This is a genomic window from Azospirillum sp. ST 5-10, assembly GCF_051225715.1.
In the GTDB taxonomy this organism is placed as follows: domain Bacteria; phylum Pseudomonadota; class Alphaproteobacteria; order Azospirillales; family Azospirillaceae; genus Azospirillum.
The window spans coordinates 94,207-118,941 of the sequence record NZ_JBPJSP010000021.1 but is presented as its reverse complement, the minus strand read 5'-3'; the positions used below and the strand labels follow the sequence as shown (position 1 = coordinate 118,941).

Here is a 24,735-nt window from a genome sequence, read left to right as displayed (position 1 = left end):
TCGATCTTCGCCGGCTGGTACTACTGGATCGGCAAGATGTCGGGCCGCCAGTATCCGGAGTTCTGGGGCAAGGTGCACTTCTGGACGACCTTCATCGGCGTCAACCTGATCTTCTTCCCGCAGCACTTCCTCGGTCTGGCCGGGATGCCGCGCCGCATTCCCGACTATCCCGACGCCTACGCCGGCTGGAACATGGTGTCGTCGATCGGTGCCTATCTCGCCTTCGGCTCGACCCTGCTGTTCGTGTGGATCGCCATCCGCACCCTGACCAGCGGCGAGCGGGTCGGCGCCGCCTACTGGGAGAGCCCCAGCGCCACCACCCTGGAGTGGACGGTCAGCTCGCCGCCGCCGTTCCACGCCTTCGAGACCCTGCCCCAGGTGAAGTAAGGCGAACTCCAGATGGCCGACCGCCCCCGCGCGCCCTAAATGGGAAGCGGGGGCGATGCCTCCCGGAGGACCGGAGGAAAAGAGACATGACGGATCTCACCGTCGAACAACAACGGCTGTCCGCGGCGACCGCCGGCGACTTCATCGAGCTGCTGAAGCCCCGGGTGATGTCTCTGGTGGTGTTCACCGGCTTTGCCGGGATGGTGGTGGCGCCCGGCCACATCCATCCGCTGCTGGCGGCGGTGGCGGTGCTGTGCATCGCCGTCGGCGCCGGCGCGTCCGGCGCCATCAACATGTGGTACGACCGCGACATCGACGCCGTGATGAGCCGCACCGCGCGGCGGCCGATCCCGTCGGGGCGGATCGAGCCGGACGACGCGCTCGCCTTCGGCGTCGTGCTGGCGGCGGCGGCGGTGCTGGTGATGGGACTCGCCGTCAACTGGGTGGCCGCCGGCATCCTGGCGCTGGCGACGCTGTTCTACGTCTTCGTCTACACCGTGTGGCTGAAGCGGCGCACGCCGCAGAACATCGTCATCGGCGGTGCGGCCGGCGCCTTCCCGCCGATGATCGGCTGGGCGGCGGTGACCGGCGGCGTCGACCTGCCGGCGATCCTCCTGTTCCTGCTGATCTTCCTGTGGACGCCGCCGCACTTCTGGGCGCTGGCGCTGTTCCGCAGCGGCGACTACGCCCGCGCCGGCGTGCCGATGCTGCCGGTGGTCGAGGGACCGGAGACGACGAAGCGGCAGATGCTGTTGTACACGCTGCTGCTGCTGCCGGTGGCGGCCGCGCCCTGGTACGTCGGGATCGCCGGGATCGGCTATCTCGTCGGCGCCGCCGTGCTGGGCGCGCTGTTCGTGGCGAGCGCGGTGCGCGTCCTGCGCAGCACCGACCTCAAGCCGGCCAAGCAGATGTTCGGCTTCTCCATCCTCTACCTGTTCCTGCTGTTCGGCCTGTTGGTCGGGGAGCGGGCGGTCGCGGGAGTGCTGCCATGACCCTTCAGGCAAGAACGGACGGTGTCCCCATGGGCGAATCCGACGAGGAACGGCGCAAGCGGCTGCGCGGACGGAACCTGGCGATGCTGGCGGCGCTGCTGGCCCTGGTGGCGCTGTTCTACGCGATCACCCTGGTCAGGATGGGGGGCAACTGATGGACGACCGGACACGGCGGCGCAACCGCACGGTCATGCTGTCGCTTTTCGGCCTCGTGGTCGGCATGATCGGTCTGGCGTACGCGTCGGTCCCGCTCTACACGCTGTTCTGCCAGGTGACCGGCTACGGTGGCACCACCCAGCGCGCCGAGGCGGGCGCCGGCGCGACGCTCGACCGGACGATCCGCGTGCGCTTCAACGCCGACGTGAACCACTCGCTTCCCTGGTCCTTCCACCCGAACCAGCGCGAGGTCACGCTGAAGGTGGGCGAGACCTATCTGGCCAGCTACCGCGCCGACAACCGCACCGACCGCCCGACCGTCGGGACGGCGGTCTACAACGTGACGCCGGAGAAGGCCGGCGCCTACTTCAACAAGATCGAGTGCTTCTGCTTCACCGAGCAGATCCTGCAGCCCGGGCAATCCGTCGACATGCCGGTGGCGTTCTTCGTCGACCCGTCGATCGCGGACGATCCCAACCTGGACGACGTGACCACCATCACGCTGTCCTACACCTTCTACCGCGCCAAGGACGCCGACGCGGTTCTGGCGCAGGCACCGGAAACCACGCAGAGCAACGAGAACCGACGGGCGACCACGCCCGCCACGAACTGACTAGGACGGGGTTGGAGACAATGGCCGACATCACGCACGACGGGCACGTGCCCCACGCCTCCGCCGGCGAGGGCATCCCGCAACCTTACCATCTGGTGAAGCCGAGCCCGTGGCCCATGCTCGGCGCCCTCGCCGCCGGCCTGCTGGCGCTGGGCATGGTCTTCCTCATGCACTACGACACGGTGTGGCTGGCGGTCGCCGGCTTCGTCGCCGTGCTCGCCGTCATGTTCGGCTGGTGGCGCGACGTCATCAAGGAGTCGGTGCAGGAGAAGGCGCACACTCCGATCGTCAAGATCGGCCTGCGCTACGGCATGGCGCTGTTCATCGCCTCGGAGGTGATGTTCTTCTCCGCCTTCTTCTGGGCCTTCTACGACGCCGCCCTGTTCCCGAAGGTGTTCGAGGCCAATCCCGACGGTGTCTGGCCGCCGCCGACGATCCACACCATCGACGCCTTCGACATGCCGCTGATGATGACCCTCATCCTGCTGCTGTCGGGCGTCACCGTGACCTGGGCGCACCACGCCATCCTCTCCGGACACAACGGCGAGGCCGCCAAGGCCCTCGGGCTGACGGTTCTGCTGGGGGTGCTGTTCTCGTTCTTCCAGGGCTACGAGTACGTCCACGCCCATTTCGGCTTCACCGAAGGCATCTATCCCTCGACCTTCTTCATGGCGACGGGCTTCCACGGTTTCCACGTCATCGTCGGCACCATCTTCCTGGCGGTGTGCTGGTGGCGCACCCAGAAGGGCCATTTCAGCCCGACCAGCCATTTCGGCTTCGAGGCGGCGGCCTGGTACTGGCACTTCGTCGACGTGGTGTGGCTGTTCCTGTTCGTGTCCATCTACTGGTGGGGGTCGTGACGGCGTGGCCGACGCCTACCATCCGAACGTCTCGCCGTTCACCGCGGGCCTGCGCTGCGCCTGCCCGCGGTGCGGCAAGGGGCGGCTCTTCAAGGGCTTCCTCACGGTGGCCGAGCATTGCTCCGTGTGCGGGCTTGATCTGGCCCGCCACGACAGCGGCGACGGTCCCGCCGTCTTCCTGATCTTCATCCTCGGCTTCCTGGTCGTCCCGGTCGCCCTCATCGTCTCCATGAACGTCGAGTGGCCGCTGTGGCTTCACACCGTGGTGTGGAGCGTGGTCATCCTCGGCTTGGCGCTCGGCATGCTGCGGCCCGCCAAGGCCTACGTGGTGGCGCTGCAGTACAAGCACCGCCGCAGCGAGCTGGAGGACGGCGGAGCGTGAGCGGCACCTCGGCCATCCCGGCCGGCCGCCGGCGCTTCCGCCCGTCGCTCTGGGCGACCCTGTTCGCGGTGCCGGCGATCCTCGCCATGGTCGGCCTGGGCACCTGGCAGGTGCAGCGCCTGGCCTGGAAGACCGACCTGATCGCCCGCGTCCAGGAGCGGATGGCCGCGGCCCCGGTGCCGCTGCCCGCCGCCCTGCCCGATCCCGCCGCCGTCGAGTTCCGCCCCGTCACCGTCACCGGCCGCTTCCTCCACGACCGCGCGATGCTGATGGTCGCCCGCCCCCGCCAGGGCCAGGCCGGCTACGAGGTGGTGACGCCGCTGCTGCGCGACGACGGCGGCCCACCGGTCCTGGTCAACCGCGGCTTCGTGCCGATGGACCGGCGCGACGCGGCGTCCCGCGCCGCCGGCCAGCCGGCGGGCGCGGTCACCGTGCGCGGCGTCGCCCGCCTGCCCGCCGAGCCGGGCTGGCTGACCCCCGGCAACCCCGGCCCCGACGCCGCCGCCGACGCCGTCTGGAGCCACGCCGACCCCGCTGCCATGGCCCGCCGCGCCGGCCTGGACGCGGTGGCGCCGGTGATCGTCGAAGCCCTTCCCGGGCAGGCGCCGGGCGGCCTGCCCGCCGGCATCGAGCCGCGCCTGGACCTGCCGAACAGCCACCTCCAATATGCCGTCACCTGGTACGGGCTGGCGGCGACGCTGCTGGCCGTCTATGTCGTGTTCCACATCCGCCGCGCCGACGAGCAGCCATGATCCGTCCATCCGACGCCTACCGCGCCCTGGAGCGCCGCTTCGCCCGCATCGCCGCCATCGGCGACGCGCTGGGCATCCTCGGCTGGGACAGCCAGACGATCATGCCCAAGGGAGCGGCCGACGCGCGGGCCGAGCAGACCGCCACCCTGTCGGTGCTGGCCCACGAGCTGGCGACCGCGCCCGAGGTCGGCGACCTGCTGGACGCCGCCGAGGCGGAGCGGAGCGGCCTCGACGCCTGGCAGGCGGCGAACCTGCGGGAGATGCGGCGGTCCTACCTCCACGCCACCGCCGTGCCGGCGGATCTGGTGGAGGCGACCAGCCGCGCCGTTTCCCAATGCGAGATGACGTGGCGCACCGCCCGGGCGGACAGCGACTTCGCCGCCCTGCTGCCGTCGCTGGCCGAGGTGCTGCGGCTGACCCGCGAGGGCGCCGTCGCCAAGGGCGGGGCGTTGGGGATCGCCCCCTACGACGCCCTGCTGGACGAGCACGACCCGGGCGCGCGCGCCGGGCGCATCGACGCCGTGTTCGACGACCTCGCCGCCTTCCTGCCCGGCCTTCTGGCGCGGGTGCAGGACCGCCAGCGTGCCGAGCCGCCGATCCTGCCGCTGGACGGCCCCTTCCCCACCGCCCTGCAGCGCGACCTGGGCGAGCGGCTGATGCGCCAGGTCGGCTTCGACTTCGACCGCGGCCGGCTCGACGTCAGCCTGCACCCCTTCTGCGGCGGCGCCGACGACGACGTGCGCATCACCACCCGCTACGACGAGGCCGACTTCACCTCCGCCCTCATGGGCGTGCTGCACGAAAGTGGGCATGCCCTCTACGAGCAGGGGCGGCCACGCCGCTGGATGGGACAGCCGGTCGGTCAGGCCCGCGGCATGACCACGCACGAGTCGCAGTCGCTGATCGTCGAGATGCAGGCCAGCCGGTCGCCGGAATTCCTGTCCTGGCTCGCCCCGGCCGCCCGCGCCGCCTTCGGTGGCGACGGCGCCGCCTGGGACGCCGACAACCTGCGCCGGCTCTACACCCGCGTGGCGCCCAGCTTCATCCGCGTCGACGCCGACGAGGTCACCTATCCCGCCCACGTCATCCTGCGCTACCGCCTGGAGAAGGCGCTGATGGCCGGCGACCTGGCGCTCGCCGACCTGCCCGAGGCGTGGCGCACCGGCATGCGCGAGCTGCTCGGCATCGAGCCGCCCGACGACCGCCGGGGCTGCCTGCAGGACATCCACTGGCCGTCGGGCGGCTGGGGCTACTTCCCCAGCTACACGCTGGGCGCCATGACCGCGGCCCAGCTCTTCGAGGCCGCCTGCGCCGCCGACGCCGACGTGCGCCCGGCCCTGGCGCGCGGCGATTTCGCGCCGCTGCTGGGCTGGCTGCGCGACCACGTCCACGGCCAGGGCTGCCTGCCCGCCTCCAACGACGAGCTGCTGGTCGCGGCCACCGGCCGGCCGCTCGACGCCGCGGTGTTCAAGCGGCACCTGGAACGGCGCTACCTCGACGCGTAGTCCGGGGAACCGCTTTCGCATCCCGGCGTTGTGCTCCCCGAAGGAAACGGAGGACACGCCATGAAAATCGCCACCATCCTTGCCGCGGCGACCGTCGCCGCGGCGTCGTCGGCCGCCCTCGCCCAGGCCCCCCTCGCCCAGGACGCCGGATCGTCCGCCGCCGGCTCCTGCCTGGCGGAGGTCCGGGCGATCGAGGCCGACCGCGTCGGCCCCGCCGGTCCGGGCGAGGTCAACGAGGGCATGCAGGCGGCCCAGGAGCAGGAGGCGCGGCGCCTGCAGGAGGTCGCCCGCGCGCAGGCGCAGGCGGGCGACGCCACGGCCTGCCGGCGCACCCTGGGTACGCTGAAGGATCTGGTCGCCGAGAACCGCCAGCAGCTTCCCACCCAGCAGGATTTGGCGACCGGCCAGCCGGGCAGCCCGGCGCTGAAGGACGCCGTCGAGGAGTAGCGGCACGCCGGAGGGGACTACCGGCCGCCGGCCGCCGGGAGAAGCAGCGCATACAGCCACGCCGGCTTGCCGGCGGCGTCCACGTCGGTCGTCGCCTCGACGACCTGGAACCCGGCGTCGCGCAGGCGGTCGAGCCACCAGTCCGGCGGTTCGACGGTCAGGTGCAGCGGTTCGCCCAGTTCCTGCGGACCGAACCCGTCGGCAAACAGCGCGATGCCGAGGTACGCGACCCGCCGGCAGACGGCGCGGAGATTGGACAGGACCGCCGGCACCTTGTCCGGCGGAATGTGCTCCAGCACGTCGGTGCAGACGACGGCGTCGTAGTCGCGCGGGAAGTCGTCGCGCCGCCACAGGCAGCCTACCGTCAGGTAGCGGTCCTTGATGGCGTCGAAGAACGGGTCGAGGCAGTTTTCGGCGATGTCGAAGCCGAACACCTCGAACTCCCCCGGCGCGCTGGTCATGATGTACTGCGACGTCTTGCCGGAGCCGCAGCCGGCGTCGAGGATCGTCCGCACCCCGTACGGCCGCAGCAGGCCGGCGAGATCGAACCGCCTCGCCTGTTCCTGCCCCGGCGAGACCACGCGGTAGGCGTCGACCGCCCACATCGCCCGGTACTTCGCGTTCTCGGCTTCGGCGTCGCGGCCCAGCGCCAGCAGGAAGCGGGCCCGCGCGGCAAGCAGCGCCCCGGTTTCGCCGCACAGCGCGATGGCACGGTCGGTGGCCGCCAAGCCCTGCGCCACCTGCCCGGCGGCGGCCAGCGCGCCGGCGATCTCCGCCAGGGCGCGGGGATGGGCCGGCGCCGACGCCAAGGCGGCGCGCCAATCGTCCAGCGCCCCGCCGGGGTCGCCGGCGGCCGCACGCAGGAGCGCCCGGTTGATGCGCGCGCTGACCAGATCCGGCGCCACGCCCAAGGCCGCGTCGAGAGCGGCCCGCGCCTCGTCGCGACGCCCGAAGTCCTGGAGAACGCCGCCGAGATGGAACAGCGCCGTCGCGTCGTCCGGCCTCAGGCCCAGCGCTTCGCGGTATGCGGCCTCGGCCGCCGCGGCGCGGCCCTGCCCCTCCGCCTCCTGCCCCAGCGCGACCAGCGCATCGGCCAGCTCGCCGGCCGCGGCCGGTCCCGGTGCGAGGGCCAGGGCCGTGCGGTAGGCGGCCACCGCCCGCTCGCCCTGGCCGAGCGCCCGCAGGGCGCGCGCGAGGTTGAGCTGGCAGTCCGGCGACTCCGGACGCTGGGCGAGCGCCCGCTCGAAGCGGTCGGCGGCGTCGGCGATGCGTCCCCCCTGCCCCAGCAGCACGCCCTGGAGATGCAGGGCGTCCGGCTGTTCCGGCCAGACGCCGAGGATCCGGTCCAGGAGGATTCCCGCCTCCTCCGCACGCCCGGTCTGCCAATGTTCGACCGCCGCCTGAAGGGCCTCGTGCAGCGATGCCATGGTCCGTCCCCCCGCGTCAGTGCCGTCCCGTCACCGCCTTGCGGATGCGCCGCACGCCGACCCAGACGAAGCCCAGCACGACGGGGATCATCAGGCCGACCAGCAGGTCGGGGTCGAGCTTCCAGCCCAGCCCCTTGAGGCCCTTGGCGGCGTACCCGACGATGCCGATGAGGTAGTAGCTGATGGCGACCACCGACAGGCCCTCCACCGTCTCCTGCAGGCGGAGCTGGAGGTCGGCGCGGCGGTCCATGGAGGCGAGCAGCTCGGCGTTCTGCCCCTCCACGGCGATCTCGACACGGGTGCGCAGCAGGTGGCTGGCCCGCGCCAGGCGCTGCGACAGGGTGTCGAGGCGCCCCTGCACGCTCTCGCAGGTGCGCATGGCCGGGGCGAGGCGTCGGTCCATGAACTCGGCGATCGGCGGCGTGCCCTCGATGCGCGCCTCGCGCAGTTCGGCGATGCGCCGCTGCACGATGTCGTAATAGGCGCGCGCCGCGCCGAAGCGGTAGGCGGTCTGGGCGGCGATGTGCTCGGTCTGCGCCGACAGGCGGGTGAGACGGTCGAGGGCGTCGCGCTCGTCCTCCAGGCCGGTCAGGGCCGCCGTCCCGGCGGTCAGCGCCGCCAGCTCGGTCTCGATGGTGCCGACGCGCGGCAGCACCTGGCGGGCCACGGGAAGCGCCAGCAGCGCCATCACCCGGTAGGTCTCGACCTCCAGGAGGCGCTGGACGACGCGGCCGGTCTGGCGGACCGTCAGGGTGCGGTCGTGGACCAGCATCCGCGAGAAGCCGTCGCCGTGGATGCGGAAGTCGGTCCAGGCCGCCCCGGCGCCGCCGGCGATCCGCGATCCCACGTAGTTGTCGGAGCCGAACAGGGCGGCCAGACGGGCCGGTTCCGGCTCCGGCGCCTCGCGGTCGAGGACGGTGACGTGCACGCCGACCATCAGGTCGCCCGGCAGGCCGGCCAGCCAGTCGTCGGGCAGCGCTCCGACCGCCGGCTCCAGGAAGGGCTCGGCGAAGGCGCCGGCGCGGAACACGGTGTAGGTCGAGAATTCGGTGTGGCGCTCCCACTTCAGACGGAAGGCGCCGAAATCGCCGCTGTAGTGGGTGGCGCCCGGCGGCGGCGCCGGCACCCCGGCCCACTCGCACAGGCGCGCCAGGTGCAGACGGTCGGCGTCCGCCGCCGCCTCGCCCGACAGCATGGCCAGGTGGCTGGCCCGCATGGGCGCCCGCAGCGCCTCGGGCGGACGGGCGTGCACCTCGTTGGTGAGGACGACCCGCAGCGCGTGTTCGCGCAGCGGCGAGCCGGTGCCGAGGAGGGGGCCGTCGGCGAGATCGTCGGTGGTCACGCGGGTTGCCGCCTCTTCCTTTGGGACACCGAGCCTTGCCGGGCCGGCATCGGCACGCCACACTATAGACCATACCCCGGCGGATGGCGCGAGCGGAACGCGCCCGCCCCGCCCCTCGAGCCGAGACACCGGAGCAGTCATGAGCGCCCTTGCCGTCACCGACGACCTGTTCTTCAACCGCGCCGGCCTGGACCGCCCCCGGGTCGAGGGGATCGTGGCCGACGCCCTGGGCGGCGCCGACGACGGCGAGCTCTATCTCGAGTACGCCCAGTCGGAAAGCCTGGGCTGGGACGACGGCAAGCTGAAGGCCGCCAGCTTCGACACCACCCAGGGCTTCGGCCTGCGCGCCATCGCCGGCGAGGCGAGCGGCTACGCCCACGCCTCGACCCTGTCGGAGGACGCCATCCGCCGCGCCGCCGAGACGGTGCGCGCCGTGCACGCCGGCCATGGCGGCACCCTGGCGGAGCCGCCGACGGGCACCAACCGCGCCCTCTACATCCCCGACAACCCGCTGCAGGCGGTCGAGTTCGAGGCGAAGGTCAAGCTGCTGGCTGCCATCGACGCCTACGCCCGCGCCAAGGACCCGCGCGTGCGCCAGGTGAGCTGCTCGATCAGCGGCGAATGGCAGGCGGTGCAGATCCTGCGCGGCGACGGCGCGCGGGTCGCCGACCTGCGGCCGCTGGTGCGCCTGTCGGTGTCGGTGGTGGTCGCCGACGGCGACCGCATGGAGCACGGCAGCTACGGCGGCGGCGGCCGCGTCCTCTACGACCACTACATGCAGCCGGAGACCTGGAGGTTCTTCGTCGACGAGGCGCTGCGCCAGGCCCTGGTGAACCTCGACTCGGTGTCCGCGCCGGCCGGCGAGATGACCGTCGTGCTCGGCCCGGGCTGGCCCGGCATCCTGCTGCACGAGGCGATCGGCCACGGGCTGGAAGGCGACTTCAACCGCAAGAAGACCTCGGCCTTCGCCGGCCTAATGGGCCAGCGCGTGGCGTCGCCCGGCGTCACCGTGGTCGACGACGGCACCATCGAGCATTCCCGCGGCGCCATCACCGTCGACGACGAGGGCACGCCCGGCCAGTGCACGACCCTGATCGAGGACGGCATCCTGGTGGGCTACATGCAGGACCGCATGAACGCCCGGCTCATGGGCATGCGCCCGACCGGCAACGGCCGCCGCCAGAGCTTCGCCCACCATCCCATGCCGCGCATGACCAACACGGTGATGCGCTCGGGCGACCACAGCCCGGAGGAGATCGTCGCCTCGGTCAAGAAGGGCCTGTACGCCAAGAACTTCGGCGGCGGCCAGGTGGACATCACCTCGGGCAAGTTCGTCTTCTCGGCGTCCGAGGCCTACCTGATCGAGGACGGCAAGCTGGGCCCGGCGGTGAAGGGGGCGACCCTGATCGGCAACGGTCCCGACTCGCTCACCCGCGTCGCCATGATCGGCAACGACAGCCGGCTCGACCCCGGCATCGGCACCTGTGGCAAGGACGGCCAGGGCGTGCCGGTCGGCGTCGGCCAGCCGACGTTGCGCCTCGACGGGCTGACGGTGGGCGGCACCGCCGCCTGAGCGGGGGCTACGGGCCGGCCGCCGCCTCGACGGCGCAGCCGGCCCGCTCCAGATGGGCGAGGAAGCCGCGGCGCTCGACGTCGCCCCAGTCGGGCCGCGCTTCCGACGAGGCCAGGCTCTCCAGGGCCGCCGCCGAGGCGACGAGGTCGAGGCCGACGCTGGCGAGCGCCAGTTCCAGCGACACGAAGCTCAGCGCGTAGGTGGACCCCACCATGAGCGCCGCCGCCGAGGCGGCGATCGTCGCCGTCGACGGGCCGACCCCCGGGACCACCAGATAGGGCCCGGCCGGCGCGCCGAGCGCGCACACCCCTTCCGAGAAATAGCGTTTGCGGCGCTCGACGCCCATGGCGTCGGCGACGTCGAAGGCGCCGAGCAGCCCGACCGTGGAGTTGACGGAAAAGCGCAGGAGCGCGCGACCGGCGTTCCCGGCGTCGCCCCCCAGCCCCCAGCTCAGGGCGCTGACCGGCTCCGTCAGGTTGCCGTGGACATTGGCGGCCACCGTGCGGGCGACCGGCGGCAGGCTGCGCACCGCCCCCAGGGTCGGCGCGACCACGGCGGTGCCGAGGAACTGGTTGAACTCGTCGGCCCACACGTTGAAGCCGCGCAGCGGGTCCGCCGCCAGCGCCGTGCCCGGCGCCAGCCACAGCAGCATCCCCACCCACGCACCGGCCATCCGCCGTCCCATGCCGACCTCCCGTCGCCGCCCCGCGATGGTGCCCCCCTTTCCCGCTCAGGACAAGCGCCGCGTTCCACGTCGGCCGGCCGCAAAGTGAAGTTCCCGTGAATATTCAATGACGCCACCCTCAGGTGAAAGCGACATCAAGACGCATCATGACGTCACACGCCGGGACGGCCAGCAACACTACAATGAAATCACCTGGACAACATCGCCATGGGGTGCACGATGCTGACGTCGTTCAAGGGAAATCAGGATCGGACTGTGGCCCTGCCGGGGCGGCGTATGGTTCTGCGCCTCGCGCTGGGCCTCGCCGCCTTCGGCGTGCTGACGCCGCTGGCCCGCGCCGCCGCCGTGGCCGCCGATCCGCGACTCGCCGAAATCTGGCGCTGCCGGTCCGGCGACTGTCCCGGCTACCAGTACGACCCCTTGGCCGGCGACCCGGACAGTGGCGTCGCGCCGGGCACGGCCTTCCAGGACCTGCCGGAGGATTGGTACTGCCCGCGCTGCGGCGCCGCCAAGCCCGAGTTCAGCCGTCTCGGCGGGTAGGTCCGGGTCCGCCCCGGCCACGGGCATCCGTTCGGAGGGGTTGGCCGGGACCGCCGCGGGGCGTAGGCTCGCGCGGCAACGGGACGATGGGAGGGGACGGTGGCGGTTCTGGCGCTGGTTTCGACAGTCGGGTCCGACCGGGTCGGCTTGGTCTCGGCGATCACCGGGGCTTTGTTCGACGAGGGCGTCAATCTGCGCGACGCCACCTTCGCGGTGATGGGGCACGGGGCCGAGTTCTCGGCGGTGTGCGAATTGCCGGAGACGGCGGACCTCGGCGCGCTCGAAGCGGTCCTGACGGGGTTGCCGGAACTGGCGGGCGCCCAGGTGCGGGTGGCGCCGTTCGCGTTCGACCCGACGCCGGGACCGCTCGGCCGCATCACCCACCGGGTCGAGGTCAGCGGCGGCGACCAGCCCGGCCTGATCGCCCGCATGTCGGAGATCTTCACGCAGTTCGACGCCAACATCGTGCGCCTGGAAGCGCAGACGCTGCCGGAACCGCAGGGGGAGCGCTACGTCATCCGCTTCGCCGTGTCGATTCCCGAGGAGCGCCGTTCCCCCTGTCTGGCGGCGGTGAGCAACACCGCCGAGAGCCTCGGCCTCACCTGCCGGGCCGAGGCCCTGTAGGGCACGGCCCCGGTCACTGGCCGGGGGAACGGGCGATCGACTTGATCGGTCCCCGCGGGTTGCCGGACATGGCGGCGATCTTGCGGTCCTGCTCCTCGATGATGGCGCGGGCCGGCTCGTCGCCGTCGAGACCGCCCACCTCCGATGCCGGGACCCGCCGGTTGGAGGTGCGCGCGCCGTCCTCGTAGAGGACGTCGAACAGGATGAAGGCGGGTGCGGTGGTCGGTTTCTTGCGTGCCATGACTGGCTCCACTGGTTCGTTCGTCACTCGGCGTCGGGCAGGGTCTCGGCGTCGCCGGGTTCACCAGTGCCGTCGTCTTGGCCCGCCTTGCGCTTGGCGGCCTCTTCCTCGCGGCGGAGCTGCTTTTCCTTCTTCTTCTGCTCCTTGGCGCGCGTCCGCTCGGCGCGCTGCTGGTTGTAGTTGGGTTTGAAAGCCATCGGCGATCTCCAGGATGCGGCGTGCGGGCAAAGGAAAAAAGGGCATCGGTTGCCCGATGCCCTTTGTTCGATCCGGTGATCGGCCGATCAGACGGACTTCAGGTTCTCCGCCGAGGTCTTGCCGCGACGAGGATCGCGAACCTCCTCGTAGGAAACCTTCTGGCCCTCGTTGAGGCCGCTCAGCCCGGCACGCTCGACGGCCGAGATGTGCACGAAGATGTCCGGGCCGCCGCTTTCCGGCTGGATGAAGCCATAGCCCTTGGTGCTGTTGAACCATTTCACGGTGCCGACGGGCATCGTAACCCTCCATAGTGCGGGTGGCGCCGATCCATATGAACCGGTGCGATGACTGTGTCCAGGAGTAGCGTCGATCTGGGCACCCGAAGAGGGAGCAGGCCGGCAATCCGAATCACAAGTTCCCCCTGAACATGGGACCCGTCCCGCGCATTGCAAGGCGCCGCCCCCCCGGCGGCCGCAAAGATTTTTTGCCGCAGGGCACGGTCGCAGGGCACGGGCACGCGCGACACGCTCCCGCACAAACCGCTTTCATCGGTCGAGATTTCAGGATAAATTCTCGTCATGGACGACATAGACAGGATGATCATAGCGCACATTCAGGCCGAGGGCCGCGCTTCGTACGCCGAGATCGGGGCGGTGGCCGGCCTCTCGGTGTCGGCGGTCAACGAGCGGCTGAAGAAGCTGCAGGCGGCCGGCATCGTCACCGGCTGGGGAGCGCGGGTGGCGCCGCGCCCGCTGGGGCTGGACGTGCTCGCCTTCGTGCAGGTCCTCCTGGACCGTCCGGAGCGCGACGCGCCGTTCCGGGAGGCCATGCTGGCGGCGCCGGCGGTGCAGGAATGCCATCACGTGACGGGGGAATGGTCCTACCTGCTCAAGGTGCGCGTGAGGGACACGGCGGCGCTGGAGCGTTTCCTCGGCGACACGCTCAAGGTCCTGCCCGGCGTGGTGCGCTCCCACACCGTGATCGCCCTGTCGTCGCCCAAGGAGACGTCCGTCCTGCCGGTGGAGTGACGATGATGGAAAGTGCCGCGTTGCTGGTGAAGGGCCTGCTCATCGGCCTGTCGATCGCCGCCCCGGTCGGGCCGATCGGCCTGCTGTGCATCCGCCGCACCCTGGCCGAGGGGCCGCGCCTCGGCCTGGCGACGGGGCTTGGCGCCGCCAGCGCCGATGCCGTCTACGGCGCCGTCGCCGGCTTCGGCCTGGCGGCGGTGTCGGACTGGCTGCTGGGCTGGGAAGCGGGGCTGCGGCTGTTCGGCGGCGCCGTCCTGCTGTGGCTGGGGGTCGCCACCATGCGGGCCCGCCCGCCGGCCGTGGTGACCGCGGCGCCGCCGGCGGTGCGCGGCCTGGTCGGCGCCTACGCCACGACGTTCCTGCTGACGCTCGCCAACCCGGCGACCATCGTCAGCTTCGTCGCGGTGTTCGGGGCTCTCGGCCTGGCGGGAGGCGCCGGCGGCGTCCACCTCGCGGCGGCCCTCGTGCTCGGCGTCTTCCTGGGGTCGGCGCTGTGGTGGCTCGGCCTCAGTTCCGGTGTCGGCGCCGTGCGCCACCACGTGACGCCCACGGCCCTGCTGTGGATCAACCGGGCTTCCGGCGCGGTTCTGGCCGCGTTCGGGCTGGCCGCGCTGGCGAGCCTCGCCGGCTGATCCGCGCCGCGCCTACAGAAGCGCGAAGGTCACGGGGCCGCTCAGGGCCGCCGAGGCGGCGAACAGCAGGACGATCGCCGTCGCCCGCTCCACCCGCGACCAGCGCTTCCAGTCCCTCTTCAAGCTCTTCAGTTCCCGGGGCATGCCGGTCTCCGTCATCCAACGAAGTCAACGCCTGCGATCACTCTGGGCGCCCGCCGATTTCTGCTCGGTTAACGAGCCTGGGACATTGTCGGGCCTACCTCTTTTTCGTGATACTACGCTTGCGTCGACGGCCGGCGGGTGATCTGAATCAGGCGTTCGGCGCGTCGCCGCGGACATGCACCCGCCGCCACCCGGTCGGCGTACCGCCGCGCCCTCCCTTCCGAAGGGCTGCGACCCCGCCCAGATAGAAGAGAACGATGGACACGAAGGCCGGAGCGCTCCCTTGACGGCACTGAAGATCGGCTTGGCGCTGGGCAGCGGCGCCGCGCGCGGCTGGGCTCACATCGGCGTCCTCAAGGCGCTGGGCGAGCTGGGGATCGAGCCCGACGTCGTCTGCGGCACCTCGATCGGCGCCTGCGTCGGTGCCGCCTACCTCACCGACCAGCTCGACGAGCTGCAGGGCTGGGCGCAGAGCATGGGCCTGCTCGGCATCCTCGGCATCATCGACGTGACCTTCCGCAAGGGCGGGCTGGTCGCCGCCGAACGGGTCTACGAGCGCTTCCGCAACAAGAAAACCGACGTGCGGATCGAGTCCCTGTCGAAGCCGTTCGCCGCGACCGCCTGCGACCTGGCGACCGGGCGCGAGATCTGGCTGCGCGAGGGCCCGCTGCTCGACGCGGTGTGCGCCTCCGCCGCCATGCCCGGCCTGTTCCCGGCGGTGCGCTCCGACCAGCACTGGCTGGTCGACGGGGCGCTGGTCAATCCCGTTCCGGTGTCGCTGTGCCGGGCCATCGGCGCCGACGTGGTGATCGCCGTGAACCTCAACAGCGAGCTGTCCTCCCTGCCCCGCCCGGTGACGGTCGCCGAAGTGCCGGTGGCGGAGGAGGCCACCCGCAGCCTGTTGCCGCCCTCCATCGCCGCCTGGCTCGGCCGCAACTCCGCGGACCGCACGCGGTTCCTGGCGACCCAGCTCGCCGGGACGCCGACGGCGGCGCCCAACGTCATGGCGATCCTCGCCGGCTCCATCGACATCATGCAGGACCGCATCACCCGCTCCCGCCTCGCCGGGGAGCCGCCGGACGTGCTGATCACCCCCCGGCTCGGCCACATCGGCATCCTGGAGTTCGACCGGGCGGAGGAGGTGGTGGAGATCGGCTACCGCGCCGCCTCGGTCATGCGTCCGGCCATCGAGATCGCCCTCAAGCGCGCCTGAGCCCCGCCGGCGCCGCGGTCAGGGAGCCGGGGCCGGCCACATCCAGGTCAGCTCGTGCTTGTTGTGGTGGAGGTGGACGAGCCGCCCGCCGGGGATCGCGGCGAAGGCCCGGGCCGTCTCGTGGTCGGTCGCCCCCTGGAACTTGAGGGTGCAGACGAAGCGCCGCGCCAGGCCGCTCGCCATCCAGCCCTCCACCAGGCGCAGCAGGCGCTGCGGGTAGCAGATGACGTCGCAGGCCAGCCAGTCCACCGGGCCGACGTCCTGCGGCCGCAGGCCGAAGGCGCTTTCCCGGCGCACGGTGACGCGCGGCAGCGCCGCCACCGCCGGGTCGAGCGGCGCCTTGTCGACGCTGATCACCGTCGCCCCCAGCTCGTGCATCACCCAGGTCCAGCCCCCCGGGCAGGCGCCGAGGTCGAGGCAGCGGTCGCCGGGGCCGGGGTGCTCGCCCATCCGGGTGAGCGCCTCCCACAGCTTGAGATAGGCGCGGTTGGGCGGGGCGGTGCGGTTCTCGACGAACGCCACCTCGCCGTGGCGGAACGGGCTGGAACAACGGGCGGCGGCGACCAGGGTGCGTTCGTCGAGCAGGGTCCAGGACCCCAGCGGCGCGCTCGGCGCCGGTGCCGGGAAGGCCAGCGGCCGGGCCGAGACGTGGGGCAGATTCTCCTGGATCAGCGCGGCGCGGCGGTGGTGGCGCAGCGGCCAGAGCGCCCAGTTCCGCTGGATGCCGCGCAGCGCCCGGGCCGCCTCCTTGATCGAGGCGAAGCGGAGGCGCACCGGGTCGTGCCAGACGTTCTGCGCCCACGCCGCCGGGCGCGCCGGACCCTCGGCGAACACCAGCCGCCCGTCGACGGCGGCGACGTCGCCCAGCTCGGCGACGAGGTCGTCGAGGAGTCCCTCCGGGGCGAGGTAGACGGTCTGGCCCAGGGGCTCAATGGCGGGCGGCTCGGTCATGATCGCGGCATCCGGGTTCCGGGGAGCGGCCCTTGTAGCCTACTCCGCCCCTTCGGCAAACAGCGCGCCCCACGGCGGCAGGCGGACGGCGTCCCGCTCCAGGGTTCCCGGCAGCCCGTGGCCGGCGAGCGGCCGCCAGCGTCCGGCATCGCCCAGCGCCGCCTCGGCGGGTGCGGCCGACAGGTTGAAGAGGCACAGCAGGGTCCGGCCGTCGTGGCCGCGCTCGAAGGCCAGCACCGGCTCGGCGGTGTCCCGGAAGCGGATGGCGCCCAGCCGCAGGGCCGGCCGTTCCCTGCGCCAGGCCAGGAAGGAGCGGGTGAAGGCCAGCACGCTGGCGGGGTCGCCGGCCTGCACGTCGACGGCGCGGCACCGGTGCTCGTCGGGGATCGGCAGCCACGGCTCGGCGCTGGAGAACCCGGCATGGAGGCCGTCGCGCCGCCACGGCATCGGCGTCCGGCAGCCGTCGCGGCCGACCTCCTCCGGCCACAGGGCGATGCCGTAGGGATCGCGCAGCCGCTCGTACGGCACCGCCGCCTGCGGCAGCCCCAGCTCCTCGCCCTGGTACAGGAAGACCGTGCCGCGCAGGCTGGCGAGCAGGGCGACGAACAGCTTCGCCGCGGCCGGCGGCGCCTCCGGACCGCCCCAGCGGCTGGCGACGCGCGGCACGTCGTGGTTGGAGAAGGCCCAGGACGGCCAGCCCTGCCCGGGCTGCCGCCCGAACGCCTCCACCGCGTCGCGCACCGTCCGCGCACCGGCCAGCGGCCCCAGCAGGGCGAAGTTGTAGGCGGTGTGCAGCAGGTCGGGGGCGGCGACGTATTCGGCGGCCCGCGCCACGCTGTCGTCGTCATGCACCTCGGCCACCGCCATGCGGCCGGGATAGCGGTCGAGCAGCCGGCGCAGATGCCGCAGGACCTCCAGGTTCTCCGGCTGCGACTTGTCGTACCGGTGGACCTGCCGGCCGTAGGGGCTGCCGGGCGGCACGCCGTCGGGCCAGCGGGCGCCGGGCGGCCGGGCCGGGTTGTCGCGCAGCCGCGGATCGTGGAGGTAGTAGTTGGCGACATCGAGCCGGAAGCCGTCGACGCCGCGGTCGAGCCAGAAGGCGCACTCGCCCAGCACGGCGTCCCGGACCGCCGGATTGTGCAGGTTGAGGTCGGGCTGGCTGGCGAGGAAGTTGTGCAGATAGTACTGGCGCCGCCGGCCGTCCCACGTCCAGGCCGGGCCGCCGAAGACCGACAGCCAGTTGTTGGGCGGCGTGCCGTCGGGCTTGGCGTCGGCCCAGACGTACCAATCCGCCGTGCCGCCGCCCGCGCGGCTTTCGCGGAACCAGGCGTGGCGGTCGGAGGTGTGGCTCAGCACCATGTCGAGGATCACCTTCAGCCCCAGCCCGTGGGCCCGGTCGAGCAGCCGGTCGAAGGAGCCGAGGGTGCCGAACAGCGGGTCGACGGCGCGGTAGTCGGCCACGTCGTAACCGAAGTCCTTCATGGGGGACCGGAAGAAGGGGGACAGCCACACCCCGTCGACGCCCAGCGCCGCCACATGGTCGAGCCGCCCGGCGATGCCGTCGAGGTCGCCGACCCCGTCGCCGTCGGCGTCGCCGAAGCTGCGTGGGTAGATCTGGTAGATGACCGCGCCGCGCCACCATTCGTCCATGCCGCCCTCCCCTGCCCCGCCACTTTTACCCGACCGCCCGGTGCGACGCACGGCCGACTGTGACAAAGGCGGCCTGCCTCTTCCGAGTCGCCGCCAGGCGATTGACAATCATTCTCAGATCGCTTAGCTGTTGGGCATAGCGACGTTGGGGATACGCGATATGTACGTGTGCGTCTGCCACGCCTTCACCGACAAGCAGGTCAAGAAGGCCCTCAACGAGGGCGCACGCAACACCGCCGGCGTCTACAAGTCCCTGGGGCACAAGGTTCAGTGCGGCAAGTGCGTCCCCTACGTGCGCGGCATGGTCGAGGAGCATCGCCAAGCCACCTTCGGCCTCTGCAGCGGCGGGGGTGACTGCGGCGGTTGCGACCACGACCACCCGGCCAACGAGGAGGCGGCGGTCGCCTACGGCATCGCGGCGGAGTGACGGGCGGTCACTCCTCAGAAGGGCTCCGGCCTCAGAAGGGCTCCGGCTCGTCGGACCGGATGAGGTCCGTCCAGCGCCGTTCCAGGCGGCGCAGCGTGCGGTGGGTGGTCTCGAGATCGCCGACGTCGGCTTCGCCGTCGATCAGCGTCCCGGCATGCGATCCCGACATGTCCCGCAGACGCTCCGTCAGCTCCACCCCTTTCGCCGACAGCTTCAGGCGGGCGGACCGGCGGTCGCGCGGTGACGCCGACCGGTCGACGTAGCCCCGGTCGACCAGCTGCTTCAGATTGTACGAGGCGTTCGACCCGAGATAGTATCCGCGCTCGATCAGGTCGCGGACGCTGATGTCGCCCGTCGAGATGTTGAGCAGCATCATGACCTGCACCGGGCTGATGTCCTCCACGCCGGCGCGCGCCAATTCGATGCGAAGAACGTCGAGAAAACGCCGGTGCATCCGTTCGATGATGCGGGTGATCTCATGATACAATTGGCTCGCGCTGGCTTTTTCCTTACGGGTACCGTCGTCGAGCGAAGATTGAAGCGCTGTCGTCATTATCCTTGTTTGCTTCCATACCGCCTGTAACGGAGCGGATGGAAGATTAATAGGTGAAATGTTTAAGATATCTTAACCCTGTCCCACGGAAAGTCACGACAGCACACCGTCGCCCCGGATCGAACTGGAACATACGTGGTCTTGAACACACCGCCCCTTCGCAGCGGGGACCGGGCGCGCGGCCGCATCGGCCCCGCCACGGCGCTGCTGTGCGCGCTCGTCGCCGGGCCGGCGCTGTCCGGCTGCCAGACCACGGGCGGCGGCGAGGCCTCGGGCGGGGCCACCTACGATTCGCTGATGCGGCTGGGTGACACGACCCGCGAGCAGGGCGACCTGTTCACCGCCGCCACGCTGTACCGCCGCGCCCACGCCGCGAACCGCGAGCGGGCCGGCGCCCTGGTCGCGCTGGGCGGGGTGCTGACCGACACGGGCAAGCCGCGCGAGGCGCTCGACGCGTGGCGCGGTGCGCTGGCGATCGCTCCCGACGACGTCGAGGCGCTGCGCGGCTACGGCCGCTCGCTGCTCGCGCTGGACCAGCCGGCGGAAGCGGCGCGCCAGTACGCGGCGGTGCTGGAGACGCGCCCCGACGACCTCCGCGCCCTCAACGGGCTGGCGGTGGCCAAGGACATGATGGGCGACCACGCCGGCGCGCAGGAGCAGTTCCGCCGCGCGCTCGCCGTCGCGCCCGACGACCGGACGAGCCTCAACAACCACGGGTTCTCGCTGATCCTCGGGCGCGACTACGCCGGGGCCATCGCGGTGCTCGAACCGCTGGCCCTCGCCCCGTCCGCCAGCACCCTGTTCCGGCAGAACCTGGCCCTCGCCTACGGGCTGGCCGGGCGCGAGGCCGACGCCGAACGTCTCGCCCGCCTCGACCTCGACGAGGCGTCGGTGCAACGGAACCTGGCCTATTACCGCCAAGCCCGCGCCATCGCCGCGGCGGACCCCGGGACGGCGATGGCCCCGCTCGTCGCCGCCGTGCCGGCCCGGCCGACGCCGATGGCGGAGAGCGCCGCGCCGCCCGCCCCCGTCGCCCCCGTCGCGGCCCCTCTCCCTGCGGCCCCTCTCCCCGCGGCCGCCGTGGCGCCGCCGCCGGTTGCCGCCGTGGCGCCGCAACGCGACGCCGGCGTGACGGCCCCCGGCCCCCGTCCCGCTCCGGCGACGCCGTCCCACGGCGGCACCCGGGCGCGGGTGCAGGTCGCCGCGCACGGCACCGAGGCGGCGGCCCTGCGCCACTGGGGCCTGCTCACGGCCGAATTCCCCGACCTGTTCGACGGGCTTGCGCCGATCGTCGTCCCCGACGGCCGGCCCGACCGCACCGAGCCGCTGTTCCATCTGCGGATCGCCTTCGCCGACCCGGACGCCGCCGCCCGCTTCTGCGAGGCGATGCTCCAGCAGCGCAAGGAGTGCACGGTGCTGCACGGCCGCGGCCGCACCGCCCCGGCCGGCTGACGTCGATCGGCCGGCGTCGGCCGGTCGAGGCGCTACTCCGCCGCCCCCATCTGCTCGTCGAGCGCAGCCACCAGCTGGCGCGGCGTCACCGGCTTGTAGACCACCCGCAGCCCGTAGCGCGCCGCGTCCTCCTGGCATTCCGGCCCGGTCTCGCCGGTCAGGATCACCCCGGGGATGTCGGCGCCGGCCATCTCGCGCACCCGCAGGATCACCTCGGTGCCGACCCGGCCGTGGCGCAGGCGGTAGTCGGAGATCACGATGTCCGGCCGCCGGCCGTCGGCCTTGAGGCGCTCCAGCGCCATGTCGGGCGTGCCGGCGACCAGCACGTCGTAACCCCATTCCACCAGGATCGCCCGCAGCCCCATCAGGACGATGGCGTCGTCGTCGACCAGCACGGCGAACCGCCCCCTGGCGGCCGGCGACGGCGCCGGAGCCTCGGGCGGCCGCTCCGCCGCCACCCCCAGCGGCACGGTGACCCGGAATTCCGACCCGCGCCCCACCTCCGAGCGCACGCGCACCGGGTGGTCGAGCAGGCGCGCCAGCCGTTGCACGATGGCCAGCCCGAGACCGAGCCCCTGGCCGCGGTCGCGCTCCGGATTGCCGACCTGATGGAACTCCTCGAAGATGCGCTCCAGATGGTCGGGCGGGATGCCGATGCCGGTGTCGTGGACGACGACGGTGACGACGCCGTCGCCGGCCTCGCAGCGGACCGAGACCTCGCCCTGGGGCGTGTAGCGCAAGGCGTTCTCGACCAGATTGCGGAGCATCCGGGACAGCAGGGTGCGGTCGCTGCGCACGGCGGCCCGGCAGGGCCCGACGCTCCAGCCCAGCCCTTTGCCCTGGGCGACCGGGGCGTAGGCGGCTTCGAGATGGTCGAGAATCTCGCCGATGGCGAATTCCTCGACGGTCGGCTCCACCACCCCGGCATCGAGGCGCGAGACGTCGAGCAGGCTGTCCAGCAGCTCTTTCAGAGCGTCGAGCCCCCGCTCGACGTGGCGCAGCACGTCACGGCCGCGCGCATCCACATGGGGCGTCAGTGCGGCGATGAAGAAGAACAGCGACTGCAACGGCTGGCGCAGGTCGTGGCTGGCGGCGGCCAGGAACTTGGTCTTGGCGAGATTCGCGCGCTCAGCCTCCTCCTTGGCGAGGCTGACCGCCTCCTCCATCGCCCGACGCTCGGTGATGTCCTCGACGACGGAGATGCGGTAGGCCTCCTCGGAGCCGGTGATCCGGGCAAGGGACGAGGACACCCGCACCCAGAGATAGCGCCCGTCGCTGTGCCGGTAGCGCTTCTCGATGGCGTAGCTCGGCAGCACGCTGCCGAGAAGCCGGTCGAGCAGCGCCTCCTCGGCGGGCAGGTCGGCGGGATGGGTCAGGCTGCGGAAATTGACGCCGACCAGGTCGTCGCGCGGCATGCCGAGCATCGCGCACAGGCGCTCGTTGGCATCGAGCAGCCGGCCGTCCAGGGCGACCCGTTCGATGCCGACGGCGGCCTGCTCGAAGACGGCGCGGAACCGCTCCTCGCTGCGACGGCGCGCCGCCTCGGCATCGCGCAGTTCGGTGATCTCCACCACGACCGCGCCGACGGCGCTGATCGTGCCGTCGTCGACGACGGGATACAGGCTGGTCAGCCAGTGCCGCAGCACGCCGGGCACCGCCGGCGTCCGCGACACCACCTCCAGGTTCTGGACGGAGCCGCCGCCGGCGAAGATGCGGTCGAGGATCGGGTCCAGGGTGGCCGCGCCATCCGGCATCACCTCGGACACGGTGCGGCCGACGTGGTCCGCGGCGGCCAGCCCGTTGAAGGTCGCCAGCGCCTCGTTGACGCGGATGTAGCGCCGATCCCGGTCGAAGAAGGCGAAGCCGACCGGGGCGTGCTCGAGAAGCGCGTTGAGCTGGGCCAGCACGCCGGCGCGCGCCCGGTTCGCCTCGTCGCGCAGTTGCGCCTGGTGCTGCAGGTCGGCGGCCATGGCATCGAAGGCGCGCGCCAGCCGGCCGACGTCGGATCGCGTGTCGGACAGCCCGCTGCGTGCCGACAGATCGCCGGACCGCCAGCGTTCGGAGGCGCCGATCAGCGCGGCAATCGGCCGGCGCAGGAAGCGCTCCCCACCCCACCAGACGCCGATCAGGGTCAGGACGACCACCACCACGATCGCCGCCAGGGCGCGCAGCATGGCGTTGCGCAGCGGCTGCACCGCCATCTCCTTGTCGAGCCCCACGGCGATGAACAGGCCCTCCAGCCCGTCCTTCGACCCGTTGTAGCCGACCACCCGCTGCACCCCGTCGAAGCCGGCGATCTCGACGGTGCCCGGCGTCGTCGCCCGCAGGAAGGGTCGATAGCGTTCGGGGACGCTGTCGCCGACGAAGCCGGGAATCTCCGGAACGCGGGCGAGCACGACGCCGGCGCGGTCGGCGATGGTGACGGAGGTGCCCGGCGGCAGCGGCTTGGCGGCGAGATAACGGTTCAGCCAGTCCAGCTCGATCACGCCGGTGACCACGCCGGCGACCCGACCCGCGTCGTCGACGTAGGGAATGGCGAACGGCAGAGCCGACGCTCCCGACGTCTGCTGCCAGATGTGCTCGCCGGTGCCGAAGCCGCCCCCCGCCAACGCGTGGCGGACGTGCACGCCACGGGAAATGTCGATCCCCACCGCCCCGCGGTCGGTGGCACAGCGCACCCGGCCGTCGCGGCCGGCAACGCGGATGTGCTGATAGGCGGGAAAATCGGGCCGCAGCCGGTCGAGAAGGGCTTGGCACCGGGCGTCGTCGCCGTCACGCACCGCGTCGGTCAGGGCGAGCGTCACCAGCACCTGGCGGATGCCCTCGACCAGACGGACGTGCTCGCCCTCCACCAGACGCACCAGGTGCTCGGCGTCGCGGTGTATCTCCGCCTCGCGCAGGGCCTGCAGGCGCAGTTCGTTGTCGATCTCGATCGCCGCCGCCGGCACCAGGGCCAGACAGACCAACAGGATCAGACGGTGCAGCAGACTCATCGGCACGAGCCCGTGGAGTGACCGGACGGCCATGCCGCCGAAGCGGGCGCAACTCGCCGGCGTAGGGTCACCGGCGCCGGCCCACGCGGTCCGGGTTCGTGCGCAAGGCGCCGGCGGCGATGCGCCGGTCGGCGATCTCCGCGTCGTCGACGTCGGCGACCCCGGCAAGCTTGAGGGCCTGCAGCACGACGCTGCGGACCGTCGTCCCCTCCTCCTCCGCACGGCGGCGCACCGCACGTTTCACACTGCGCGGCACCATGGCGGCGAGTTGCACATCCGGCTCGCGCAGGCCGGCGGCGGTCTGGACCGCCGGATCGGCGGAGGGAACTCGGACGGGCATGGTTCGATCGGACCCCGAGGGTTTCGTACCTTCGAACCCTCGCAGATCCTCAATTAATTATTAGTTAACCATAAACAGGGCCGTTTCGCCCGCCGCTGCGGATGCCCACCCGACGGCGGGCCGCAGCGTCAGGGAAGGTCCTTGAGCGCCCGCCCCGTCAGTTCCCGCGCCGCCTCGGCATCGCAGCGGCTGGCGCGGAAGGCGCTCCAGGCGCAGACGACCAGGCCGGCGCCGATCGTCAGCGCCGCGGCGCGGCTGTCGTCGGGGCGGAAGGATTCGGTCGCCCCGACGAAGGCGACGATCGATGACACGGACGCGACGATGCCGGCGGTGAGATTGGCGAGGGAGTGGCGGACGCACCGCATCCCCGCTTCCGCGTCCATCCCACGGCGCGACGTGTCGCGCTTGAGCCGGGCGGAGTGTTCGACGTCGCCGGACATGCGGTTCTCCCATCGCTCGGGTCTGGGGGAAAGAGGTCGCTCCCAGGAAAAACCATCGTGCCGCCGCAGCGGTTCCGCCCGGCACGGCGATCGGAAGAGGGAGGGGAGGCGCTGTCGGGGCGCCCCCTTCGTTCGGGGTGCGCCGGCGCCTCCGGGCCGGCGTGGCGCAAACGACGCCGACCGCACAA

Annotated in this window: 30 protein-coding genes; 17 read left to right on the top strand and 13 right to left on the bottom strand. The window is 72.1% G+C overall.

From position 1 onward, the window contains the following. The 9 genes from ACSBPG_RS21570 to ACSBPG_RS21530 all read left to right on the top strand — a co-directional run. A partial coding sequence (locus ACSBPG_RS21570; RefSeq protein ID WP_435539277.1) for a cbb3-type cytochrome c oxidase subunit I occupies positions 1–387 on the top strand: 387 nt, incomplete at its 5' end. Positions 388–473: 86 nt separating this feature from the next. Next, on the top strand, positions 474–1,379 hold the full coding sequence (gene cyoE / locus ACSBPG_RS21565; RefSeq protein WP_435539276.1) for a heme o synthase: 906 nt from the start codon (positions 474–476) through the stop codon (positions 1,377–1,379). 29 nt (positions 1,380–1,408) lie between these two features. After that, positions 1,409–1,534: a hypothetical protein gene (locus tag ACSBPG_RS21560; RefSeq protein WP_435539275.1), complete on the top strand. Its 126-nt coding sequence runs from the start codon at positions 1,409–1,411 to the stop codon at positions 1,532–1,534. Then, positions 1,534–2,148 carry a cytochrome c oxidase assembly protein gene (locus tag ACSBPG_RS21555; protein WP_435539274.1) on the top strand — a complete coding sequence of 205 codons (615 nt, stop codon included), beginning with the start codon at positions 1,534–1,536 and terminating at the stop codon, positions 2,146–2,148. The genes ACSBPG_RS21560 and ACSBPG_RS21555 overlap by 1 nt, the downstream gene beginning before the upstream one ends. A gap of 20 nt (positions 2,149–2,168) precedes the next feature. Next, the gene (locus tag ACSBPG_RS21550; RefSeq protein WP_435539273.1) at positions 2,169–3,008 is read left to right on the top strand and encodes a cytochrome c oxidase subunit 3; all 840 of its coding nucleotides are present in this window, start codon (positions 2,169–2,171) and stop codon (positions 3,006–3,008) included. A 4-nt stretch (positions 3,009–3,012) separates the two neighbouring features. Then, positions 3,013–3,390 (top strand): DUF983 domain-containing protein, encoded by a 378-nt coding sequence (locus ACSBPG_RS21545; RefSeq protein WP_435539272.1) that lies wholly within the window; start codon positions 3,013–3,015, stop codon positions 3,388–3,390. After that, on the top strand, positions 3,387–4,142 hold the full coding sequence (locus ACSBPG_RS21540) for an SURF1 family protein (RefSeq protein WP_435539271.1): 756 nt from the start codon (positions 3,387–3,389) through the stop codon (positions 4,140–4,142). Before ACSBPG_RS21545 ends, ACSBPG_RS21540 begins: the two co-directional genes overlap by 4 nt. Further along, positions 4,139–5,647 (top strand): carboxypeptidase M32, encoded by a 1,509-nt coding sequence (locus ACSBPG_RS21535; protein WP_435539270.1) that lies wholly within the window; start codon positions 4,139–4,141, stop codon positions 5,645–5,647. The genes ACSBPG_RS21540 and ACSBPG_RS21535 overlap by 4 nt, the downstream gene beginning before the upstream one ends. Before the next feature lie 60 nt (positions 5,648–5,707). Then, positions 5,708–6,094, top strand: coding sequence for a hypothetical protein (locus ACSBPG_RS21530; protein WP_435539269.1), 387 nt, complete (start codon positions 5,708–5,710; stop codon positions 6,092–6,094). Positions 6,095–6,111: 17 nt separating this feature from the next. On the opposite strand, the gene ACSBPG_RS21525 is transcribed toward ACSBPG_RS21530, so the two are convergent. Both ACSBPG_RS21525 and ACSBPG_RS21520 read right to left on the bottom strand, forming a co-directional pair. Beyond that, positions 6,112–7,521: a tetratricopeptide repeat protein gene (locus ACSBPG_RS21525; protein ID WP_435539268.1), complete on the bottom strand. Its 1,410-nt coding sequence runs from the start codon at positions 7,519–7,521 to the stop codon at positions 6,112–6,114. A 16-nt stretch (positions 7,522–7,537) separates the two neighbouring features. Continuing rightward, a complete protein-coding gene (locus tag ACSBPG_RS21520) occupies positions 7,538–8,863 on the bottom strand; it encodes a DUF3422 family protein (RefSeq protein WP_435539267.1) in 1,326 nt (441 codons plus the stop codon). Positions 8,864–9,002: 139 nt separating this feature from the next. On the opposite strand from ACSBPG_RS21520, the gene tldD reads away from it, so the two are divergent. Beyond that, complete coding sequence (gene tldD, locus ACSBPG_RS21515) at positions 9,003–10,436, top strand: metalloprotease TldD (protein WP_435539266.1); 1,434 nt, start codon at positions 9,003–9,005, stop codon at positions 10,434–10,436. Positions 10,437–10,443: 7 nt separating this feature from the next. Here the strand turns inward: tldD and ACSBPG_RS21510 are convergent, their stop codons facing one another. Beyond that, entirely contained in the window at positions 10,444–11,121 is a 678-nt protein-coding gene (locus tag ACSBPG_RS21510; protein WP_435539265.1) for an MlaA family lipoprotein, read from the bottom strand. A gap of 276 nt (positions 11,122–11,397) precedes the next feature. Between ACSBPG_RS21510 and ACSBPG_RS21505 the strand changes: the two genes are divergently transcribed. Together ACSBPG_RS21505 and ACSBPG_RS21500 are read left to right on the top strand one after the other, a co-directional pair. After that, a complete protein-coding gene (locus ACSBPG_RS21505; RefSeq protein WP_435539264.1) occupies positions 11,398–11,661 on the top strand; it encodes a rubredoxin in 264 nt (87 codons plus the stop codon). 99 nt (positions 11,662–11,760) lie between these two features. Beyond that, positions 11,761–12,285, top strand: coding sequence for a glycine cleavage system protein R (locus tag ACSBPG_RS21500; protein WP_435539263.1), 525 nt, complete (start codon positions 11,761–11,763; stop codon positions 12,283–12,285). Between the two features lie 13 nt (positions 12,286–12,298). Here ACSBPG_RS21500 and ACSBPG_RS21495 read toward each other — a convergent pair whose 3' ends face one another. The 3 genes from ACSBPG_RS21495 to ACSBPG_RS21485 form a co-directional block, all read right to left on the bottom strand. Further along, the gene (locus tag ACSBPG_RS21495; RefSeq protein WP_435539262.1) at positions 12,299–12,526 is read right to left on the bottom strand and encodes a hypothetical protein; all 228 of its coding nucleotides are present in this window, start codon (positions 12,524–12,526) and stop codon (positions 12,299–12,301) included. 23 nt (positions 12,527–12,549) lie between these two features. Next, a complete protein-coding gene (locus ACSBPG_RS21490; protein WP_435539261.1) occupies positions 12,550–12,723 on the bottom strand; it encodes a hypothetical protein in 174 nt (57 codons plus the stop codon). An 87-nt stretch (positions 12,724–12,810) separates the two neighbouring features. Next, positions 12,811–13,020 carry a cold-shock protein gene (locus ACSBPG_RS21485; RefSeq protein WP_435539260.1) on the bottom strand — a complete coding sequence of 70 codons (210 nt, stop codon included), beginning with the start codon at positions 13,018–13,020 and terminating at the stop codon, positions 12,811–12,813. A 282-nt stretch (positions 13,021–13,302) separates the two neighbouring features. On the opposite strand from ACSBPG_RS21485, the gene ACSBPG_RS21480 reads away from it, so the two are divergent. Beyond that, a complete protein-coding gene (locus ACSBPG_RS21480; RefSeq protein ID WP_435539259.1) occupies positions 13,303–13,752 on the top strand; it encodes an Lrp/AsnC family transcriptional regulator in 450 nt (149 codons plus the stop codon). Between the two features lie 2 nt (positions 13,753–13,754). Further along, complete coding sequence (locus tag ACSBPG_RS21475; RefSeq protein ID WP_435539258.1) at positions 13,755–14,384, top strand: LysE/ArgO family amino acid transporter; 630 nt, start codon at positions 13,755–13,757, stop codon at positions 14,382–14,384. 12 nt (positions 14,385–14,396) lie between these two features. Here ACSBPG_RS21475 and ACSBPG_RS21470 read toward each other — a convergent pair whose 3' ends face one another. After that, positions 14,397–14,528 (bottom strand): hypothetical protein, encoded by a 132-nt coding sequence (locus ACSBPG_RS21470; RefSeq protein WP_435539257.1) that lies wholly within the window; start codon positions 14,526–14,528, stop codon positions 14,397–14,399. A 283-nt stretch (positions 14,529–14,811) separates the two neighbouring features. Here ACSBPG_RS21470 and rssA point away from each other — a divergent pair, with 283 nt between their 5' ends. Further along, positions 14,812–15,741, top strand: a complete 930-nt coding sequence (gene rssA, locus ACSBPG_RS21465; RefSeq protein WP_435539256.1) for a patatin-like phospholipase RssA — start codon at positions 14,812–14,814, stop codon at positions 15,739–15,741. Between the two features lie 18 nt (positions 15,742–15,759). Here the strand turns inward: rssA and ACSBPG_RS21460 are convergent, their stop codons facing one another. Both ACSBPG_RS21460 and ACSBPG_RS21455 read right to left on the bottom strand, forming a co-directional pair. Next, entirely contained in the window at positions 15,760–16,692 is a 933-nt protein-coding gene (locus ACSBPG_RS21460) for an SAM-dependent methyltransferase (protein ID WP_435539255.1), read from the bottom strand. A gap of 39 nt (positions 16,693–16,731) precedes the next feature. Continuing rightward, positions 16,732–18,342, bottom strand: coding sequence for an alpha-amylase family glycosyl hydrolase (locus ACSBPG_RS21455; protein WP_435539254.1), 1,611 nt, complete (start codon positions 18,340–18,342; stop codon positions 16,732–16,734). A gap of 160 nt (positions 18,343–18,502) precedes the next feature. Here ACSBPG_RS21455 and ACSBPG_RS21450 point away from each other — a divergent pair, with 160 nt between their 5' ends. Next, entirely contained in the window at positions 18,503–18,769 is a 267-nt protein-coding gene (locus tag ACSBPG_RS21450; RefSeq protein ID WP_435539253.1) for a (2Fe-2S)-binding protein, read from the top strand. 31 nt (positions 18,770–18,800) lie between these two features. On the opposite strand, the gene ACSBPG_RS21445 is transcribed toward ACSBPG_RS21450, so the two are convergent. After that, a complete protein-coding gene (locus tag ACSBPG_RS21445) occupies positions 18,801–19,322 on the bottom strand; it encodes a MarR family winged helix-turn-helix transcriptional regulator (protein ID WP_435539252.1) in 522 nt (173 codons plus the stop codon). Positions 19,323–19,463: 141 nt separating this feature from the next. On the opposite strand from ACSBPG_RS21445, the gene ACSBPG_RS21440 reads away from it, so the two are divergent. After that, positions 19,464–20,774 carry a tetratricopeptide repeat protein gene (locus ACSBPG_RS21440; RefSeq protein ID WP_435539251.1) on the top strand — a complete coding sequence of 437 codons (1,311 nt, stop codon included), beginning with the start codon at positions 19,464–19,466 and terminating at the stop codon, positions 20,772–20,774. A gap of 32 nt (positions 20,775–20,806) precedes the next feature. On the opposite strand, the gene ACSBPG_RS21435 is transcribed toward ACSBPG_RS21440, so the two are convergent. From ACSBPG_RS21435 to ACSBPG_RS21425, 3 genes are all read right to left on the bottom strand, one after another. Then, the gene (locus tag ACSBPG_RS21435; RefSeq protein ID WP_435539250.1) at positions 20,807–23,767 is read right to left on the bottom strand and encodes a PAS domain S-box protein; all 2,961 of its coding nucleotides are present in this window, start codon (positions 23,765–23,767) and stop codon (positions 20,807–20,809) included. A 67-nt stretch (positions 23,768–23,834) separates the two neighbouring features. Beyond that, positions 23,835–24,107, bottom strand: a complete 273-nt coding sequence (locus ACSBPG_RS21430; protein ID WP_435539249.1) for a hypothetical protein — start codon at positions 24,105–24,107, stop codon at positions 23,835–23,837. Between the two features lie 128 nt (positions 24,108–24,235). After that, positions 24,236–24,547 carry a hypothetical protein gene (locus ACSBPG_RS21425; RefSeq protein WP_435539248.1) on the bottom strand — a complete coding sequence of 104 codons (312 nt, stop codon included), beginning with the start codon at positions 24,545–24,547 and terminating at the stop codon, positions 24,236–24,238. Positions 24,548–24,735: the final 188 nt, after the last annotated feature.

Coding starts and splice junctions, on each gene's coding strand:
- ACSBPG_RS21445 (WP_435539252.1), bottom strand. CDS start 19,322: ATGACGACAGCGCTTCAATCTTCGCTCGACGACGGTACCCGTAAGGAA.
- ACSBPG_RS21475 (WP_435539258.1), top strand. CDS start 13,755: ATGATGGAAAGTGCCGCGTTGCTGGTGAAGGGCCTGCTCATCGGCCTG.
- ACSBPG_RS21550 (WP_435539273.1), top strand. CDS start 2,169: ATGGCCGACATCACGCACGACGGGCACGTGCCCCACGCCTCCGCCGGC.
- ACSBPG_RS21530 (WP_435539269.1), top strand. CDS start 5,708: ATGAAAATCGCCACCATCCTTGCCGCGGCGACCGTCGCCGCGGCGTCG.
- ACSBPG_RS21425 (WP_435539248.1), bottom strand. CDS start 24,547: ATGTCCGGCGACGTCGAACACTCCGCCCGGCTCAAGCGCGACACGTCG.
- ACSBPG_RS21470 (WP_435539257.1), bottom strand. CDS start 14,528: ATGCCCCGGGAACTGAAGAGCTTGAAGAGGGACTGGAAGCGCTGGTCG.
- ACSBPG_RS21460 (WP_435539255.1), bottom strand. CDS start 16,692: ATGACCGAGCCGCCCGCCATTGAGCCCCTGGGCCAGACCGTCTACCTC.
- ACSBPG_RS21505 (WP_435539264.1), top strand. CDS start 11,398: ATGGTTCTGCGCCTCGCGCTGGGCCTCGCCGCCTTCGGCGTGCTGACG.
- ACSBPG_RS21510 (WP_435539265.1), bottom strand. CDS start 11,121: ATGGGACGGCGGATGGCCGGTGCGTGGGTGGGGATGCTGCTGTGGCTG.
- ACSBPG_RS21535 (WP_435539270.1), top strand. CDS start 4,139: ATGATCCGTCCATCCGACGCCTACCGCGCCCTGGAGCGCCGCTTCGCC.
- tldD (WP_435539266.1), top strand. CDS start 9,003: ATGAGCGCCCTTGCCGTCACCGACGACCTGTTCTTCAACCGCGCCGGC.
- ACSBPG_RS21435 (WP_435539250.1), bottom strand. CDS start 23,767: ATGAGTCTGCTGCACCGTCTGATCCTGTTGGTCTGTCTGGCCCTGGTG.
- ACSBPG_RS21490 (WP_435539261.1), bottom strand. CDS start 12,723: ATGGCTTTCAAACCCAACTACAACCAGCAGCGCGCCGAGCGGACGCGC.
- ACSBPG_RS21450 (WP_435539253.1), top strand. CDS start 18,503: ATGTACGTGTGCGTCTGCCACGCCTTCACCGACAAGCAGGTCAAGAAG.
- ACSBPG_RS21525 (WP_435539268.1), bottom strand. CDS start 7,521: ATGGCATCGCTGCACGAGGCCCTTCAGGCGGCGGTCGAACATTGGCAG.
- ACSBPG_RS21560 (WP_435539275.1), top strand. CDS start 1,409: ATGGGCGAATCCGACGAGGAACGGCGCAAGCGGCTGCGCGGACGGAAC.
- ACSBPG_RS21430 (WP_435539249.1), bottom strand. CDS start 24,107: ATGCCCGTCCGAGTTCCCTCCGCCGATCCGGCGGTCCAGACCGCCGCC.
- ACSBPG_RS21485 (WP_435539260.1), bottom strand. CDS start 13,020: ATGCCCGTCGGCACCGTGAAATGGTTCAACAGCACCAAGGGCTATGGC.
- cyoE (WP_435539276.1), top strand. CDS start 474: ATGACGGATCTCACCGTCGAACAACAACGGCTGTCCGCGGCGACCGCC.
- ACSBPG_RS21480 (WP_435539259.1), top strand. CDS start 13,303: ATGGACGACATAGACAGGATGATCATAGCGCACATTCAGGCCGAGGGC.
- ACSBPG_RS21495 (WP_435539262.1), bottom strand. CDS start 12,526: ATGGCACGCAAGAAACCGACCACCGCACCCGCCTTCATCCTGTTCGAC.
- ACSBPG_RS21555 (WP_435539274.1), top strand. CDS start 1,534: ATGGACGACCGGACACGGCGGCGCAACCGCACGGTCATGCTGTCGCTT.
- ACSBPG_RS21455 (WP_435539254.1), bottom strand. CDS start 18,342: ATGGACGAATGGTGGCGCGGCGCGGTCATCTACCAGATCTACCCACGC.